We start from the raw sequence: 16,523 nt of genomic DNA, 5'->3' as shown, positions 1-16,523 counted from the left end.
TATTGACGATCCGTCATGTTGTGTGATTAAAAAACCAACCCGTTAAGATGATTGGTTTGTACCTTGCTTAGCGATTGACTGAATCGAGATAAGCAAGTTCTTCACTGAATAATTCCTGCTCAACTCGACGCCAGGTTTTGCGGTAATCCCACTCCGTTGAGAGCGGCAACCATCCTAAACCGTCCAGTAGCATATTCGCATTATGAAGCACTGAAAAAGGGTCTTGTAAGCGCTGTATGCATCGGCTATTTGACGCATTTTGAGCAAGCGCGTTAGATCCAAAAGCGATCGACCAGTTTGCAAATACGATAGCATCAGAACCCACTGTAGGTGAGAACTTTAGGTCCCCGATCTCTACGGCATGATTCACTAATGCATCCGCACCGGATATCACTTCTTCTTCAAGCTTGTTTAATTCATTCAGGCGAGCTGGCGAAGCCTTCTCTATCACCCAAGGTGTTTTGGCAACAATGGCACACGTTGACAAAACAGGCTCCATACGAGCATAAATACGGTAGCCCACATGCATTGCTATGATTTTCTCACGCGTATTGCCATCAAAGTTGGCTGTACGTTCGAAAAACATCGCCTCACTTTTCAGTGAGTGGATACAAAGGGCAAGGATAACGTCTTCTTTGCTACAAAAATGGTTGTAGATAGTTCCTTTAGAGTAAGAACTTGCGGCGGTGAGCTTATCCATTGTTAGATTCGCAAACCCCTGCTCTCGAACCAATGACTTGGCAAGTTGGACTAATTCCACCTCACGATCAGCAATCGCTTGTTGTTTCTTGGTTAAACCAGAAGCGACACGACAACCCTCTTGCTTGTCATTTTTCTTGCAGCCAAAGTTAAACATATTTCCCTGTTCCGTATTACTGTGTAACCCAAATGAATTGTAACACGAATATGGTATGCAGAAACGAAATTACATTTTCTGACGAACCGTCATAATTGACACTTCGTCATAATAGCTCACCTACAAACCATTTCAACAACAAATCTATAAATCACTAAAAATAACTAGAGATTATATCGAGAGGCTCGGTTTATCCCCTGCTGATGCAATCGCATAGCGGATATCATCAATAAAACTTGTTCCAGTTTGAACGATCCCATCGGAAAAAGTGACGGGGTGATGCGGCCCTGCAATCAATAGAACATTGGTGAAGTCTGATACATCAAAGTTCTCGGCGACAACGTTCTTCGAATGAAAATCCAGCACGGTCTTGGCTACCTGCTCCTCTAATATAAGTAATTGTTTCTCGGTGATTTTCATGCGAGATAAAGCGACACGCACGCACTTTTCATGCGTTGTAGTTTGATCCTTAATGATCTCAGTGTACTTGTCGTTAAGCTTCGAGTTTTCAGCATAGCTGTAGTAAAGCGGACCATGCAGCGTGATGTTGTTTTCTTCATCAACATAAACCAGATCAAGGAGCTCTAGCGCGCCTAAATAGTCCGACATACTTTGTTTCGAGAGATCATACTTTTTCATTAGGATTGTATAGCCGTCTTTCCCACGCAGCATCCGTAATTCTCGATAAAAATCGTAAAGATGAGGAAATTGGAAAAAGACTTCGTCTTGTGTGTGGCTAAAGTAATCTTGATCCTCAGCTTGAAGTTGATTTGCCAGCTTCTGCAATTCATCGAGGGTGCAGTCAATCGCGCGGCAATACTCGAGTAGCTTATCTAGAGCAAGGTTAGTACTAGTTAAATGACGTTTAAAAGTGGACAACGGCATGCCCATTTTCTCAGATAACTCTCGATATGTTAGCCCTTTAGTTTTTATCGCTTGTCGTAATGCGGCTAACAAGTACTCGGGAGTGAGTTCTCTCATCTACAATTCCTTATGGCAATGTTACAGCTGTCTAGTATTTGTAACAATTTAGAATCACTTCGCAAGGCATAAGATCATATTTTTATAAGAAAACTTTGAATTAATATACCTCAATTCACATTTGTGATGTTAATAATGGCATTTAAAGTGCATTCAGTTTCATTATGAGTTGTTATTAGAATAGATTATAAACATGTTAATCAGCATGCTATTCGTCGCATTAACTGCTAACTCGAGTGATTTTGCAGAGTATTTCCAACGTAAAGCATTACAAATAATTAGGATATTTACCCTATAAAAAATGCGAACAAAAATGAATACTTATTCAACCTAGATTTACTAATCTCTAATCTGTTATTTTTTGCGAACACTACGATCAGGATCAATAAGTTGAGTACGTAGGAGAGAGGTATTAGGCAGGCGGCAGAAATACAAACGCAGAACATTACGGTCGAGATTCTGCGTCTCACTTAAAATGGATCGTCTCGTTGGAACTTACCTAGCCGTTCTTTTAATCAAGTTTGCACCACATCGTGCTGGCCTGTCGCTCTTAAACAAGCTTTACGGCAGTGCCAAATGCAAGAATCTCTGAAGAACCATCAACGATCGAACTGGTGGTGAAACGAATACCGACAACGGCATCGGCTCCTAGGTTCGCGGCATCCTCTACCATTCGTTGAATAGCAATATTTCGGGCTTCCGTCATCATTTCGGTGTAGCCACGAATCTCACCACCAACAATGCTTTTTAAGCCAGCCATGAAATCACGACCAATGTGCTTTGACTGAACCACATTTCCCGTCACAACACCTTTTATCTCTGCAATCTCTCGTCCAGGAATCGTCTCAGTTGTTGAATAAATCATGTTATACCTCAGTAAGATAGTTAGATAACTCAATTAAGTTACCATCTGGGTCTCTAATGTAAACCGATAGGATGTTACCAATTGCACCTGTCCGTTGAACGGGGCCATCAATAACCTCGATAGAATGGGAGTCTAAATGGGAGAGCACGTTTACAATTGGCGTATCACACACAAAACACAAATCGGCACTCCCAGAGGCCACCTGACTCGCTTTAGGTTCAAATTCATTACCAAGCTGATGAAGGTTGATTTTCTGTCGCCCATATACCAAAGCAACACGCCCTTCCCCAAACGTAACACTTTCCATACCGAGAACCTGTGTATAGAAATCCAGTGTGGTTTGAATGTCTTTAACTGTCAGTACAAGGTGATCCAAGCGGTTTATTTTCATTAAAGCCTCTCTACAATGCCTCAGATGAGATGACTGCCTCAATCTCAACAGATAAGTCGGGGTGAATCAAACGGCTCACCTCGACTAAAGAACAAGCAGGTAAATACCCCTCATAGAAGTCGAATAATACCGACCGGATCTCTGGCAGCTGGTTCATGTCGGTTACAAATATCGTCAGCTTGACGAGATCGCGTTTCTCTCTTTGTTCTTCGGCGAGTATTTGTGCCAAGTAAGACAGAATCGTTTTTGTTTGCTCGATTAGGCTTTCACTTTGACTTGCTGACCCCATAGCTGTCAGCCCTGACACATACAAGGTCTCACAATGCCTTGTCGCATGAATATAAGGACCAGAAATTTGCGGCAAAAATTCGTAACTGATTCGTTGAACCATGTAGTTTCCCCTTCCCTAGCGGTTGTATTTTCGTTTGTTCAGTATCTCTTTCACTTGGTGCGTTTTTTCTAAATCTATCTCATAAACATTGGCTAAAGCACAAATATAATAGAGTGTGTCATAGAGCTCTTCAGCGATGGTTCCTTTAATTGTGTCCTCTGTCGGTTGTCCAGTGGCGTTTTTCCTAATCGATTCAGACAACTCACCCACTTCTTCAATCAGTTTGAGAAAATAATGGTGCTTTTGTTCCGGGTCATGATCAAACTCTTTTATATGCGCTTGTAGTTGTCGAATGTCCATTTCTAATCCTTTTTTGTTTGCAGCTCTAGTAAACCCTACCATCAATAGATAACAGAATGATTTAACGTGATAGTGCTTTGCTTAAGACAATGCAGTGATAGTCGCGCCCTAACTCATGCTCAGTATCATCAAACTGCTCTATCTGATTGAAGCCTTGCTTAAACCAAAAGCGAAAAGCGTCGGTATTCTCAACGTACACATTTAGCATGGCTTTATCGAAAGGAGCATACTCAAGAACGATGTCCAATACACTATCGACGATTTCCTTTCCTAAGCCTCTACTTTGGTAGTCAGGAATAAGACACAGCATAGGGATCCATAAACACCCTTTGTACGGAAAATTCAGTTCGAGTTGGATATAACCTATCGCATCCCCCTCCTGTGTCGATATTTTTCTGAGGTAAAAAGCTTCGAGGTCATCAGGATGTTTTGGTAAAGCGCTCTTTGAAATCAGCGCTTGATATTCTGCAATTGGCCAATCACGAAAAGTGTGGTCATAAGCCACTTTTTGATGATTAGAATCGAATAGAGATTTGGCTAACTCAGCCTGTGCTGCATCAAAAATAGAAAAGATTAAACGCTTTGATTCCCAATAGCTCGGTAACACAGATGCTCCTTATCCATGACGTGGCGAGTAGAAGCAAAATAACAAATGCTGCCAATAGAGCAACTGATTTAGTCAGAGTTGGGATATGAACGGGAAACGGGAAACGGGAAATTTTAAAGCAGGAAAAACATGGGCAATAAAAAAGGAGAACTAATGCTCTCCTTCTCTTAATCCTAAACTGCTAATTAAAGAGCAGCTTTCGCTTTTTCAACTAGAACAGCAAATGCTGCTTTGTCGAATACTGCGATGTCCGCTAGGATCTTACGGTCGATCTCGATAGATGCCTTCTTAAGACCGTTGATGAAACGGCTGTAAGATAGACCATTTTGACGAGATGCTGCGTTGATACGTGCAATCCATAGTTGACGGAATTGACGTTTCTTAGCGCGACGGTCACGGTAAGCGTATTGACCAGCTTTAGTAACTGCTTGGAAAGCTACGCGGTAAACACGTGAACGTGCACCGTAGTAACCTTTAGCTTGTTTTAGAACTTTCTTATGACGTGCACGAGCTTGTACACCACGTTTTACGCGAGGCATTATGCTTCTCCTAAACTAAACGATTGATAACTATAAAGAATTAAGCGTATGGCAACATACGAACAACTGCTGCAACTTCACAACGTGGAAGAAGTGCATTTGGACGTAGCTGACGCTTGTTCTTAGTAGTACGCTTAGTCAGGATGTGACGTTTTGTAGCGTGCTTGTACTTAATACCACCAGCAGTTTTCTTGAAACGCTTAGCAGCACCTTTGTTGGTTTTCATCTTAGGCATGATGAATAACTCCGCATTGAGTAGGTTTAATAAACAACGTAATTAGGGCGAACAAAACCCTGCCGTTTACCTTTAAAAGGGAAACGGCTGGGTCTTAATTACTTGATGAGCCGTTAATTACTTCTTTTTAGGGGCAAGAACCATGATCATCTGACGACCTTCGATCTTACTTGGGAAAGATTCCACTACAGCAAAATCTACAGTGTCTTCTTTCAAGCGATGAAGAACGTCAACACCGATGTCTTGGTGTGCCATTTCTCGGCCACGGAAGCGAATTGTTACCTTCACTTTGTTGCCTTCTTCAAGGAAACGCGTCAGGTTGCGTAGTTTTACCTGATAGTCTCCAATATCAGTTCCAGGACGGAATTTTACTTCCTTAATCTGAACCTGCTTTTGCTTTTTCTTCTGCTCTTTAGCAGATTTGCTCTTTTCAAAGAGGAATTTGCCGTAGTCCATAACACGACAGACTGGCGGCTCAGCGTTAGGACTGATTTCCACAAGATCCATGCCTGCTTCTTCAGCAGCTGCGATCGCTTCTTGAATAGATACAACACCAACTGATTCACCGTCAGCGCCAGTTAATCGAACTTCGCGAACGCCACGAATTTCACCGTTCATACGGTGTGGGTTTTGTTTTACCGGCTGTTGGCCGCGTCTTCCGCCTTTAATAGCTTATTCCTCCAGATTGAGCTTACGGCTAGAGATCTCGTCTTGGATGTATGCAATAAAGTCATCCACTTTAAACTTACCGAGATCTTTACCTTTACGAGTACGTACTGCAATTTCGCCAGCTTCCATCTCTTGGTCACCAACAACAAGCATATACGGTACACGCTTCAAAGTGTGTTCGCGGATTTTAAAGCCAATCTTCTCATTTCTCAAGTCCGCTTTAGCTCTAATTCCACTTTTTTGTAGTTTTTGTACTACTTCCTGAACATAATCTGACTGTTTATCAGTAATGTTCATAAGAATTGCCTGTTCTGGTGCCAACCAAGTTGGGAAGAAACCAGCATATTCTTCGATAAGGATGCCAATGAAACGCTCTAGTGAACCTAGAATCGCACGGTGAATCATTACCGGTACAAGACGTTCATTGTTTTCACCTACATAAGTTGCACCTAGGCGACCTGGTAGGTTGAAGTCTAGCTGAACAGTACCACACTGCCACGCACGGTCTAGACAGTCGTATAGCGTGAATTCAATCTTAGGACCGTAGAATGCACCCTCACCCTCTTGAATCTCGTATGGAATTTCCATTGATTCTAGAGACTGTTTCAATGCTTCTTCAGATTGATCCCAGATTTCGTCTGAACCTACACGTTTTTCTGGACGAGTAGACAGTTTCACTACGATGTTGTCGAAACCAAATGTTTGGTACGTACCGTACACCATCTTGATACAATTTGTTACTTCTTCTTGAATTTGGCTCTCAGTACAGAAAATGTGAGCGTCATCCTGAGTAAAGCCCCGTACACGCATAATGCCGTGTAATGCACCAGATGGTTCGTTACGGTGACATGAGCCGAACTCTGCCATACGTAACGGTAGATCACGGTACGATTTTAGACCTTGGTTGAAGATCTGTACGTGACCTGGACAGTTCATTGGCTTCAGTGCGTACTCACGGTTCTCAGAAGAAGTTGTGAACATCGCATCTGCGTATTTGTCCCAGTGACCAGAACGTTCCCAAAGAACGCGATCCATAATTAGTGGACCTTTTACTTCTTGGTAACCGTATTCATCTAGCTTAGAGCGTACGAATACTTCAAGGTCACGGAAGATAGACCAACCATTGTGATGCCAGAACACCATACCCGGTGCTTCTTGTTGCATGTGGAATAGGTCTAGTTGCTTACCAAGCTTACGGTGGTCACGCTTTGCCGCTTCTTCCAAGCGAGTTAGGTGCGCCTTAAGTGCTTTCTTATCGTGGAAAGCAGTACCGTAGATACGTTGAAGCATTTTATTGTCGCTGTTACCACGCCAATAAGCACCCGCAACATTCATTAGAGTGAAGTGTTGGCAGAAGCCCATGTTAGGAACGTGAGGACCGCGACACATGTCGATGTATTCTTCATGGTGGTAAAGACCTGGACGATCATCACGAGATACGTTTTCGTCTAGGATTTCCACTTTGTATGGTTCGCCACGTGATTCAAACGTATCACGTGCTTCCTGCCAGCTTACTTTTTTCTTAACAACTTCGTACTTGGTTTTCGCTAGCTCTTTCATGCGCTTTTCAATCTTTTCAAGATCGTCTTGCGTTAGAGACTCGTCTAGGTCGATGTCGTAGTAGAAGCCATTGTCGATGGTTGGACCGATCGCCATTTTAGCTTGAGGGTAAAGCTGCTTAAGAGCGTGACCAAGAAGGTGAGCACAAGAGTGACGAACGATTTCTAGACCGTCTACTTCATCTTTTACTGTGATGATCTCAAGGCTTGCGTCTTCTTCAATTAGATCGCACGCATCAACGCGGTTACCGTTTACACGACCAGCGATAGTTGCTTTTGCAAGACCAGGACCGATCGATTGCGCAACTTCCATAGTAGAAACTGGGTTGTCAAATTGACGCTGACTGCCGTCAGGAAGAGTAATAATAGGCATGCTATGTCCTTTACAGTGGTGTTGCACACCAAGCAACACATGTTATTCAAATTAGAAGATATTTCGAGAGTCGATGACGGTCGCTCAGTAACACGAATACCGGACCTTCATCGGAACAAGGATTGTACATAGCTCACATTTAGAATGCAAAGTGCGATTTCAAAATGTCATTGAAACTTCATCACAACAAATTCATCGATAAGTAAAGATTGAGGAATTAATACAATTGAACGGCATTCAAAACATGATAAGACTATAGTTAATCTATTGAGTAATCTCACTTTAGGCTCTCATCATGATGGATTTAAGATGGCAACCTACGCTCATGAGTTGCACCATACTCCTATCTGCGCCGGCAATCTGCGCTTCAGATTTGTATGGCCCACTGCGTTCCTATGCTCAATCGCCAGTGCAAGTTGTCAGCCACACGAACATACTTCGCTACGGATATGCCCTCCCCTCAGGTTATGTTGAAGCGTATGGTTCGGGCACAATTGCGAGTGTCTGGGCACATACCAGCGACTATTCACTCGACTATTACCACAACCAACTTGAGCTCGGTGGAAAATGGCAAATCAACGACCAGTGGCAATGGGAACTGAACTATCGTTGGGTCTTTGCTGCGGATAACCATTTAGATGGATTGACCGAAAGCTTTCACGACCTGTTTGGTATTGGACAAAATGGACGTGATGAAGTCGACAAGAACCGCTTTTATATGTCGATGCCTGACTACGACATCTTAATAGAGGATTTTGAAGGTGAAACGCTAGCAAACAACCTCTCAACGTATATCCAATACCAAATAGTACAAAATGAACATCATGGTTTGTCTGTTGGTGGAAGTCTCTACTATGACGATGTTGCTCATGGCTCTTTCAAAGACAACAGTTTTGAGCAAGGTGTACAAATCAACTACACCTATCGATTCAATGCAGAAAATGTATTCTATTCGATAGCGGGGATGACGTTTCGAAATATTGATCGAGCGCTTGTTGACTTCCCATACCGGCACAACACGGCAGCGCTTGCAGGCGGATATCGTTATGCGTTAAACAACAATCACCACTTTATCCTTGAATATCATTGGTATCAGGGCTCCACTGAAGGTCCAAGCGAGTTTGCCGACGCATCGAATGAGTTCGTGATCGGGTATCGTTATTTAATGGAGAACTCTGCCATAGAGGTCATGGCGATTGAGAATGCGAGGAATATGGATAACAGTACCGATATCGCCTTTACATTTGGATATCGGTACTTGTTCGCTCCAGATAATGAGAGCTAGAAATATTACAGGTTCAATGTTGGCGCAATGGCTGCCGCAACTTGTGAATCAGAAGCCCCGATCGGTAATGAGAACGAACGGTATTGGTCACCCGACATACTAAACGAGCGGTCAATCTCTGCTAAACAATGGATAGTCCCACCATCTAAGATAAAGGAAAGCTCTATCTCTTTCGTAGAAACGAAGCCGTTATTGCGGAATTCTAATTCTTGGTAAATACCCGAACGTGAAGAGAAGGTATTCCCACGCAAGAAGCCTTTTTCAACGTCGGCTTTTACCATTGTAAAACCGGCTTGCTCGATCGCTTGAATCACACGAGCAGCAACAGGCAAAGGTTTAACCTCAATGTAATCACGATCACGAGGGTCTATCGCAAAACCGATGTCCAGTGTGGTCTCTACCCAAACATGGCATTGATTTTTCTGTGCACTCACAGCTGTGATTGGTGTTTCGTCATGAAGTTTGAGCTCGAATGGCACTTGTTTTTCTTCATTCGGTTGAATGACAAACGGTTCGACCGCTTTAAGTTGGTCTATCGTGAAAGTTTGGTAACTGATACTGTCATCCACTTCCACTTTCATTTCGGTGTTGAGCTTGATGGTGATGGCATCAATTTGTTGTTCGACATCACCACCTTTGATTTGAACGTGACCACGTAAAGTTGCGCCTTGATATACGCTCATTTCATCTAAAATCGTATCCACTTTTGCTGAGCCGATACCAAGTGACGCTTTTAGTTTCTTAAACATACGATTCCTTTGTGACTGTCTGTTTTCGTTATTTTGATAAGTCTCTGTTTACACAACTGATCAGACTCCTGCAAGTAATAGACGATAATAATGCGGAGTAATTCCTTTTATCAGCGCACAAAATGACTCTATCTGTTTGCAATTTGTGCATAGATTACGCACTATTTGTATAGTCAATTAAAAGGAAGTCATTATGTCTGCGCCCCTCTACATGCAAATCAAACGGTTTATCCTCGATAAAATTGATTCGGGTGAGTGGATGGTTGGACACCGTATCGCAACTGAAATCGAATTGACGGAACAGTTTGGTGTAAGCCGAATGACCGTTAACAAAGCGATTCGAGACTTAGTTAATGAAGGCAAACTGCAACGCCGCCCTCGCCTCGGCACCTTTGTTTGTGATCCGGCTGAGAAGTCTGAATCTCCCCTATTAGACATTCGCAACATTGCCGATGAAATCAGCAATCGCGGACGAGAGCATCACAGTGAAGTACTGCAACAAATCTCCATCAAAGCGGATGACAGTATTGCGACTAAACTTGGCGTCATGCTTGGCACCACAGTGTTTTACAGTGAGATTGTCCATTTTGAAGATCACACTCCGATCCAACTAGAACTGCGTTGGGTCAACAGCCAATATGCGCCAAACTACTTGCAACAAGATTTCACTTGTATGACGCCAAACCAGTACTTGTCGGGCAACTGTCCACTCAGTGCCATCGAACATACTGTCGAAGCGATTATCCCCGACGCTCGTGTAAAACAAGACCTAAAAATGCAAGCCAACGAGCCGTGTTTGCTGCTGAATCGTCGTACATGGAGTCAAGATAAACTGGTCAGCACAGCTCTACTTTATCATCCGGGTAATAAGTACAAATTAAGCTCTAAGATCCTGCTATAAACTAGGCGTTACTTCTTCGTTTTGATCACATTTCAGCAACATTAGCCTTGCCAGTGATGCTTTTTTCTCCTATTTATTTGTATATACATTTAAAGGTACAAATCAAAAGGAAGTATCAGAATGGATTTGCTGATTGAAAATGCACGCTTCGTCACTATGCAAGAAGGAGAGCAAGGCTACCTACCCTCTCCCCTTGCTCGCGTCGGCATTCGGTCAGGAAAAATTGTCGCACTCAGTACCACAGCAAAAGGCGAGGGCAGCGCAGAAACCGAATCCATCCTGAATCCAGACCACTACGAACAGACCATTGACCTTCAAAGCAAGCTATTGCTACCAGGTTTGATTGATTGCCACACTCATCTCGTGTACGCCGGAAATCGTGCCAACGAGTTTGAAATGCGCCTTAACGGTGTACCTTATGAAGAGATCGCCAAGCAAGGCGGTGGTATTCTTTCTACCGTTCGTGCAACCCGCGAAGCAAGCGAAGAGCAACTTATTGAACTCGCTCTACCACGTTTAGATGGATTGCTTGCAAGCGGTGTTACCTCAGTCGAAGTTAAGTCTGGTTACGGACTGACACTGCAAGATGAAATCAAGATGCTGCGCGCAGCGAAAGCCTTAGAGCAAGAACGCAAAGTAAAAATCACCACAACCCTACTCGCCGCTCATGCACTTCCACCAGAATTTAAAGACCGAGCTGACGATTATATCCAGCACATTTGTGACGACATCATTCCCCTCGTGGCAGAGGAAAAGCTCGCCACCAGCGTCGATGTGTTTTGTGAATCGATAGGTTTTAACTTAGCTCAAACCGAGCGTGTCTTTGAGGCAGCAAAAAAACACGGTTTACATGTCAAAGGGCATACTGAACAGCTTTCTGATTTAGGCGGCACTACGCTAACGGCAAAATACAATGGCCTTTCTGCCGATCATATTGAATATCTCGATGAAATTGGCGTACGTGCCCTTGCCAACTCTTCTACCGTGGCAACCTTGCTCCCTGGTGCATTTTATTTCTTACGTGAAACCCAATTGCCTCCTATCGAATTACTCAGAGCACACAAGGTGCCAATGGCGATAGCAACAGACATCAACCCAGGGACATCGCCATTTGCTGATTTAACTTTGATGCTTAACATGGCTTGCACTCTTTTCCGTTTAACCCCTCAAGAAGCACTGCGTGGCGTCACTCAAAACGCAGCAAAAGCACTGGGGTATGGGGAGTCTCGTGGCGTGATTGAAGTCGGTTATGACGCAGATTTCTCAATTTGGGATATCGAACACCCAGCAGACCTCAGTTACCAAGTCGGAGCGAAACGTTTAGTAGGTCGTATAGTCAATGGTGAATATGTCTCTCACGGAGGACTGTAACATGGCTCAATCAGATCCAAATACCGCTCCATTTCACTGGCAAGGTCGCCACGATGCAGAAGATGGAGAACTGGGTAAGCGCGTTCACCACGTGATTAAAAATATTTCGGTTGAAGAGTTACCGAGCAGAAGCGAAGGCGTCTCTATCCTTGGTTTTGCGACCGATGCGGGTGTTGCTAGAAATAAAGGCCGTATTGGTGCGAAAAAGTCACCGGATTTAATCCGTCGTGCCCTAGCCAATCTCGCTTGGCACCAAGATGCACCACTTTACGATCTCGGCACCGTCGTTTGCGAAGACGACCTACTAGAGAGCAGCCAATCGCAATGCGCAGCTACAATTACTCAAGCGCTACCCCATTCACCTGTCGTGGTATTAGGAGGCGGACACGAGATCGCATGGGCGTCATTTTCAGGGTTGGCCGAATATTTCAAAACTCATCACCCAGACAAGCAGCCGAAGATTGGCATTATCAACTTCGATGCACATTTCGACCTGCGCGCTTTTGAAAGTTCGCTGGCAGATGTAAAACCGAGCTCAGGAACACCATTTAATCAGATTCATCACTTCTGCCAACGCAATGATTGGAAGTTTCATTACGCTTGCATTGGCGTCAGTCGCAGCAGCAATACCAAAGCGCTATTCCAGAAAGCGGACGAACTCAATGTTTGGTATGTGGAAGACAAACAGCTTTGCTACATGAACCACAGCTACCACTTAACGCAACTACAGCACTTTATCGATGACTGCGATTACCTGTATCTAACGATTGATTTGGACGTGTTCCCTGCGGCGACAGCTCCGGGTGTAAGCGCTCCAGCAGCAAGAGGGGTCAGCTACGACATCATTTCGCCGTTTCTCGACCGAATCCTACATGACAAAAACAAGCTCATGCTGGCAGACATTGCCGAGTATAACCCCACTTATGACGTCGATAGCCAAACCGCTCGATTGGCAGCCCGCCTATGTTGGGACATCGCCAATGCTATGGCAGAGAAAGACCATAAGCCAAAATAACCTAACCCAATAACAATCACCTCGAAAAAGACACAGCTCAAACAGCACTTTACTCGAGTAGAAATAGCCAAGCACAGACTTGGTACACACGTGAAACTAAAGGAGTCTTAAAATGACACAGCGCCAGGGACAAAATCCACGACTTGATACAAGCAGAACAATTCGTGCTCCACACGGTACACAACTGCGCGCCAAATCTTGGCTGACGGAAGCCCCGCTTCGTATGCTGATGAACAACCTTGACCCAGATGTAGCCGAGCACCCTCACTCGCTCGTTGTATACGGTGGTATTGGTCGAGCAGCACGAAATTGGGAATGCTTCGATAAGATTGTTGAAGTGTTAGAAAGGCTCGACGATGACCAAACTCTTCTCGTCCAATCAGGCAAACCAGTGGGCGTTTTCCCGACTCATAAAAACGCGCCACGCGTTCTGATTGCGAACTCAAACCTCGTACCACATTGGGCCAATTGGGAGCACTTTAATGAGCTCGATAAAGAAGGCCTAATGATGTACGGACAGATGACTGCAGGTAGCTGGATTTACATCGGCTCACAAGGCATTGTTCAAGGCACTTACGAAACCTTTGTGTCAGTAGCTAAAAAGCACTTCAACGGCGACGCAAAAGGTCGTTGGATTTTAACTGGCGGCCTTGGCGGTATGGGTGGCGCTCAACCTCTAGCTGGCACAATGGCGGGTTTCTCAATGATTGCTGTTGAATGTGACGAGTCACGTATCGATTACCGCTTACGCACAGGCTACGTCGACAAGAAAGCCACATCGTTAGATGAAGCTCTGGCGATGATCAAAGAATCCGACACTCCAATTTCTGTCGGTCTACTAGGCAACGCAGCAGACATTTTCCCTGAGCTTGTGGAGCGCAACATCACGCCAGACGTAGTAACAGACCAAACCTCCGCACACGACCCATTGAACGGCTACTTGCCTCAAGGTTGGAGTATGTCTCACGCAGCAGAAATGCGCTTACAAGACGAAGCGGACGTGGTGAAAACAGCGAAAAAATCGATGGCAGTTCAAGTAAAAGCGATGCTAGAGCTTCAAAAACGCGGTGCGGCAACACTGGATTACGGTAACAACATCCGTCAAATGGCGTTGGAGGAAGGTATCGAAAACGCGTTTGATTTCCCAGGTTTCGTACCGGCTTACATTCGTCCTTTATTCTGTGAAGGTATTGGACCATTCCGTTGGGCCGCATTGTCTGGTGACCCAGAGGACATCTACAAAACCGATCAGAAAGTAAAAGAGCTGATCCCAGATAACCCTCATCTACACAACTGGCTAGACATGGCACGTGAACGCATTCAGTTTCAAGGTCTACCTGCACGTATCTGTTGGGTAGGTCTGAAAGACCGTGAGCGACTTGGCCAAGCCTTTAATGAAATGGTGAAAAACGGTGAACTGAAAGCACCGGTTGTGATTGGCCGTGACCACTTAGACTCTGGCTCGGTAGCCAGCCCGAACCGTGAAACTGAAGGCATGATTGATGGCTCTGATGCGGTATCGGATTGGCCACTACTTAATGCCCTATTGAATACCGCAGGTGGTGCAACTTGGGTATCACTTCACCATGGTGGCGGCGTTGGTATGGGTTTCTCTCAACACTCAGGTATGGTGATTTGTTGTGACGGCAGTGATGATGCGTCTGAGCGTATTGCTCGTGTACTTCACAATGACCCAGCGACGGGTGTCATGCGTCATGCCGATGCGGGATATGACATCGCAAAACAATGTGCAGCTGAGCAAAAACTGGATTTGCCAATGCTCAATGAAGAACTGAAAAAGCTGAAGTAAGGATGAAAGACATGCTCAATTTAACGCTAAAGCCGGGCCATATTAGCTTAAACGAACTGCGTCAGGTGAGCCGCTCACCTGTCAACCTTACTCTAGACCCAGAAGCCATTCCGGCCATTGAGGAAAGTACTCAAGTTGTCGACCGCGTAATAGCAGAAGATCGCACTGTATACGGCATCAATACGGGTTTCGGTCTACTCGCAAACACACGTATTGCGCCGGAAGATCTAGAAACGCTGCAACGCAGTATTGTTCTTTCACACGCTGCGGGCATCGGTAAATTCATGTCAGACGAGACCGTGCGTTTGATGATGGTGCTGAAAATCAACAGTCTTGCGCGTGGCTTCTCAGGTTTGCGTTTAAAAGTCATCAACATGCTGATTGATTTGGTGAACGCGCAGGTGTACCCATGCGTGCCACAAAAGGGCTCAGTAGGCGCATCGGGTGATTTAGCGCCGCTGGCTCACATGAGTACGGTGCTTCTTGGTGAAGGTCAAGCGCGTCACAATGGCAAAGTCATTTCTGGCTTAGAAGCTCTGCAAATTGCTGGTCTAGAGCCAATAACACTAGCACCAAAAGAGGGCCTCGCACTGCTTAACGGTACTCAAGCGTCAACGGCGTTTGCTCTCGAAGGTTTATTCATTGCCGAAGATCTCTTCTCCTCTGCTACCGTTTGTGGTGCGATGTCGGTAGAAGCTGCACTGGGCAGCCGTCGTCCATTTGACCCACGTATCCACCGTGTTCGTGGTCACCGCAGCCAAATGGATGCGGCGTTGGCGTATCGACATCTATTAGAAGCGACCAGTGAGATTGGTGAGTCGCACACTAACTGTGAGAAAGTTCAAGACCCTTACTCACTGCGCTGTCAGCCTCAAGTCATGGGGGCTTGTTTACAGCAAATTCGCAATGCGGCAGACACTCTGAAAGTAGAGGCCAACTCGGTATCAGATAACCCGCTTGTGTTTGCTGAAGACGACGACATCATCTCTGGCGGTAACTTCCACGCTGAGCCCGTTGCTATGGCGGCGGATAATCTTGCGCTTGCGATTGCAGAGATTGGTAGCTTGTCAGAGCGTCGCATGGCACTCCTCATTGATAGCGCCTTATCTAAGCTTCCTCCATTTTTGGTCGACAATGGCGGCGTCAACTCGGGCTTTATGATTGCGCAGGTAACGTCAGCAGCGCTTGCGAGTGAAAACAAAACACTGGCTCACCCTGCTTCTGTCGATAGCTTGCCTACGTCCGCAAACCAAGAAGATCATGTATCGATGGCGACCTTCGCTGCTCGTCGCCTGAAAGAGATGGGTGAAAACACGCGTGGTATTTTGGCGGTTGAATACTTATCTGCCGCGCAAGGCTTGGATTTCCGCGCGCCAAACAAATCTTCTGAACGTATCGAGATTGCAAAACAAATGCTGCGTGAAAAAGTCTCGTTCTACGATAAAGATCGCTACTTCGCACCAGATATCGAGCAAGCCAACGCACTACTCAAGCTTGCTCTTCATAACGCATTGATGCCAGAAAACTTGCTCCCTAGCGTGCACTAATAAACTTCTGGTAAAGAAAAGCCGATTGAGCTGCTCACTCAATCGGCTTTAATTTTTGAACCTCCCGGTGTAATCCTTA

At 45.0% G+C, this 16,523-nt stretch carries 18 protein-coding genes; 6 read left to right on the top strand and 12 right to left on the bottom strand.

Going from position 1 to position 16,523, the window contains the following annotated elements; genetic code table 11:
- Window positions 1-67 precede the first annotated feature (67 nt).
- The 11 genes from A8140_RS07120 to thrS all read right to left on the bottom strand — a co-directional run bounded on the left by A8140_RS07120 (window position 68) and on the right by thrS (window position 7,766).
- Window positions 68-856 carry a TetR/AcrR family transcriptional regulator gene (locus A8140_RS07120; protein WP_005536647.1) on the bottom strand — a complete coding sequence of 263 codons (789 nt, stop codon included), beginning with the start codon at window positions 854-856 and terminating at the stop codon, window positions 68-70.
- Window positions 857-1,027: 171 nt separating this feature from the next.
- Entirely contained in the window at window positions 1,028-1,837 is an 810-nt protein-coding gene (locus tag A8140_RS07115) for a helix-turn-helix domain-containing protein (RefSeq protein ID WP_005536649.1), read from the bottom strand.
- Between the two features lie 550 nt (window positions 1,838-2,387).
- Window positions 2,388-2,702, bottom strand: coding sequence for a heavy metal-binding domain-containing protein (locus tag A8140_RS07110; protein WP_005443150.1), 315 nt, complete (start codon window positions 2,700-2,702; stop codon window positions 2,388-2,390).
- Between the two features lies 1 nt (window position 2,703).
- Complete coding sequence (locus tag A8140_RS07105; protein WP_038863289.1) at window positions 2,704-3,093, bottom strand: VOC family protein; 390 nt, start codon at window positions 3,091-3,093, stop codon at window positions 2,704-2,706.
- A gap of 10 nt (window positions 3,094-3,103) precedes the next feature.
- Window positions 3,104-3,484 (bottom strand): RidA family protein, encoded by a 381-nt coding sequence (locus A8140_RS07100; RefSeq protein ID WP_005536676.1) that lies wholly within the window; start codon window positions 3,482-3,484, stop codon window positions 3,104-3,106.
- A gap of 15 nt (window positions 3,485-3,499) precedes the next feature.
- The gene (locus tag A8140_RS07095; protein ID WP_005536675.1) at window positions 3,500-3,784 is read right to left on the bottom strand and encodes a MazG nucleotide pyrophosphohydrolase domain-containing protein; all 285 of its coding nucleotides are present in this window, start codon (window positions 3,782-3,784) and stop codon (window positions 3,500-3,502) included.
- Window positions 3,785-3,845: 61 nt separating this feature from the next.
- Window positions 3,846-4,391: a GNAT family N-acetyltransferase gene (locus tag A8140_RS07090; RefSeq protein ID WP_005536673.1), complete on the bottom strand. Its 546-nt coding sequence runs from the start codon at window positions 4,389-4,391 to the stop codon at window positions 3,846-3,848.
- A 185-nt stretch (window positions 4,392-4,576) separates the two neighbouring features.
- A complete protein-coding gene (gene rplT, locus A8140_RS07085; protein ID WP_004727974.1) occupies window positions 4,577-4,930 on the bottom strand; it encodes a 50S ribosomal protein L20 in 354 nt (117 codons plus the stop codon).
- A 40-nt stretch (window positions 4,931-4,970) separates the two neighbouring features.
- A complete protein-coding gene (gene rpmI, locus A8140_RS07080; protein WP_005428085.1) occupies window positions 4,971-5,165 on the bottom strand; it encodes a 50S ribosomal protein L35 in 195 nt (64 codons plus the stop codon).
- Window positions 5,166-5,282: 117 nt separating this feature from the next.
- Window positions 5,283-5,834 carry a translation initiation factor IF-3 gene (infC, locus tag A8140_RS07075; protein ID WP_074050532.1) on the bottom strand — a complete coding sequence of 184 codons (552 nt, stop codon included), beginning with the start codon at window positions 5,832-5,834 and terminating at the stop codon, window positions 5,283-5,285.
- 3 nt (window positions 5,835-5,837) lie between these two features.
- Window positions 5,838-7,766 (bottom strand): threonine--tRNA ligase, encoded by a 1,929-nt coding sequence (thrS, locus tag A8140_RS07070; RefSeq protein ID WP_005536668.1) that lies wholly within the window; start codon window positions 7,764-7,766, stop codon window positions 5,838-5,840.
- 295 nt (window positions 7,767-8,061) lie between these two features.
- On the opposite strand from thrS, the gene A8140_RS07065 reads away from it, so the two are divergent.
- Window positions 8,062-9,051, top strand: coding sequence for a DUF3187 family protein (locus tag A8140_RS07065; RefSeq protein ID WP_033000711.1), 990 nt, complete (start codon window positions 8,062-8,064; stop codon window positions 9,049-9,051).
- 5 nt (window positions 9,052-9,056) lie between these two features.
- Here the strand turns inward: A8140_RS07065 and A8140_RS07060 are convergent, their stop codons facing one another.
- A complete protein-coding gene (locus tag A8140_RS07060) occupies window positions 9,057-9,800 on the bottom strand; it encodes a sporulation protein (RefSeq protein WP_038863293.1) in 744 nt (247 codons plus the stop codon).
- 193 nt (window positions 9,801-9,993) lie between these two features.
- Here A8140_RS07060 and hutC point away from each other — a divergent pair, with 193 nt between their 5' ends.
- The 5 genes from hutC (at window position 9,994) to hutH (ending at window position 16,444) form a co-directional block, all read left to right on the top strand.
- Window positions 9,994-10,701 (top strand): histidine utilization repressor, encoded by a 708-nt coding sequence (hutC, locus tag A8140_RS07055; protein ID WP_005536165.1) that lies wholly within the window; start codon window positions 9,994-9,996, stop codon window positions 10,699-10,701.
- Window positions 10,702-10,821: 120 nt separating this feature from the next.
- Window positions 10,822-12,072, top strand: coding sequence for an imidazolonepropionase (gene hutI, locus A8140_RS07050; protein ID WP_005536168.1), 1,251 nt, complete (start codon window positions 10,822-10,824; stop codon window positions 12,070-12,072).
- Window position 12,073: 1 nt separating this feature from the next.
- Complete coding sequence (gene hutG, locus A8140_RS07045) at window positions 12,074-13,087, top strand: formimidoylglutamase (protein ID WP_005536170.1); 1,014 nt, start codon at window positions 12,074-12,076, stop codon at window positions 13,085-13,087.
- Between the two features lie 112 nt (window positions 13,088-13,199).
- Window positions 13,200-14,897, top strand: a complete 1,698-nt coding sequence (gene hutU, locus A8140_RS07040; RefSeq protein WP_005536171.1) for a urocanate hydratase — start codon at window positions 13,200-13,202, stop codon at window positions 14,895-14,897.
- A gap of 11 nt (window positions 14,898-14,908) precedes the next feature.
- Window positions 14,909-16,444, top strand: coding sequence for a histidine ammonia-lyase (hutH, locus tag A8140_RS07035; RefSeq protein WP_005536173.1), 1,536 nt, complete (start codon window positions 14,909-14,911; stop codon window positions 16,442-16,444).
- The last annotated feature ends 79 nt before the right edge of the window (window positions 16,445-16,523 follow it).

This window comes from Vibrio campbellii CAIM 519 = NBRC 15631 = ATCC 25920 (assembly GCF_002163755.1).
Lineage (GTDB): Bacteria > Pseudomonadota > Gammaproteobacteria > Enterobacterales > Vibrionaceae > Vibrio > Vibrio campbellii.
The sequence above is the reverse complement of the archived record's forward strand: the minus strand, read 5'-3'. Positions and strand labels throughout refer to the sequence as shown.

Excerpts from the sequence above, each read along its gene's own strand:
- A8140_RS07120 (WP_005536647.1), bottom strand. The coding sequence starts at position 856 with ATGTTTAACTTTGGCTGCAAGAAAAATGACAAGCAAGAGGGTTGTCGT.
- A8140_RS07115 (WP_005536649.1), bottom strand. The coding sequence starts at position 1,837 with ATGAGAGAACTCACTCCCGAGTACTTGTTAGCCGCATTACGACAAGCG.
- A8140_RS07110 (WP_005443150.1), bottom strand. The coding sequence starts at position 2,702 with ATGATTTATTCAACAACTGAGACGATTCCTGGACGAGAGATTGCAGAG.
- A8140_RS07105 (WP_038863289.1), bottom strand. The coding sequence starts at position 3,093 with ATGAAAATAAACCGCTTGGATCACCTTGTACTGACAGTTAAAGACATT.
- A8140_RS07100 (WP_005536676.1), bottom strand. The coding sequence starts at position 3,484 with ATGGTTCAACGAATCAGTTACGAATTTTTGCCGCAAATTTCTGGTCCT.
- A8140_RS07095 (WP_005536675.1), bottom strand. The coding sequence starts at position 3,784 with ATGGACATTCGACAACTACAAGCGCATATAAAAGAGTTTGATCATGAC.
- rplT (WP_004727974.1), bottom strand. The coding sequence starts at position 4,930 with ATGCCTCGCGTAAAACGTGGTGTACAAGCTCGTGCACGTCATAAGAAA.
- rpmI (WP_005428085.1), bottom strand. The coding sequence starts at position 5,165 with ATGCCTAAGATGAAAACCAACAAAGGTGCTGCTAAGCGTTTCAAGAAA.
- thrS (WP_005536668.1), bottom strand. The coding sequence starts at position 7,766 with ATGCCTATTATTACTCTTCCTGACGGCAGTCAGCGTCAATTTGACAAC.
- A8140_RS07065 (WP_033000711.1), top strand. The coding sequence starts at position 8,062 with ATGATGGATTTAAGATGGCAACCTACGCTCATGAGTTGCACCATACTC.
- A8140_RS07060 (WP_038863293.1), bottom strand. The coding sequence starts at position 9,800 with ATGTTTAAGAAACTAAAAGCGTCACTTGGTATCGGCTCAGCAAAAGTG.
- hutC (WP_005536165.1), top strand. The coding sequence starts at position 9,994 with ATGTCTGCGCCCCTCTACATGCAAATCAAACGGTTTATCCTCGATAAA.
- hutI (WP_005536168.1), top strand. The coding sequence starts at position 10,822 with ATGGATTTGCTGATTGAAAATGCACGCTTCGTCACTATGCAAGAAGGA.
- hutG (WP_005536170.1), top strand. The coding sequence starts at position 12,074 with ATGGCTCAATCAGATCCAAATACCGCTCCATTTCACTGGCAAGGTCGC.
- hutU (WP_005536171.1), top strand. The coding sequence starts at position 13,200 with ATGACACAGCGCCAGGGACAAAATCCACGACTTGATACAAGCAGAACA.
- hutH (WP_005536173.1), top strand. The coding sequence starts at position 14,909 with ATGCTCAATTTAACGCTAAAGCCGGGCCATATTAGCTTAAACGAACTG.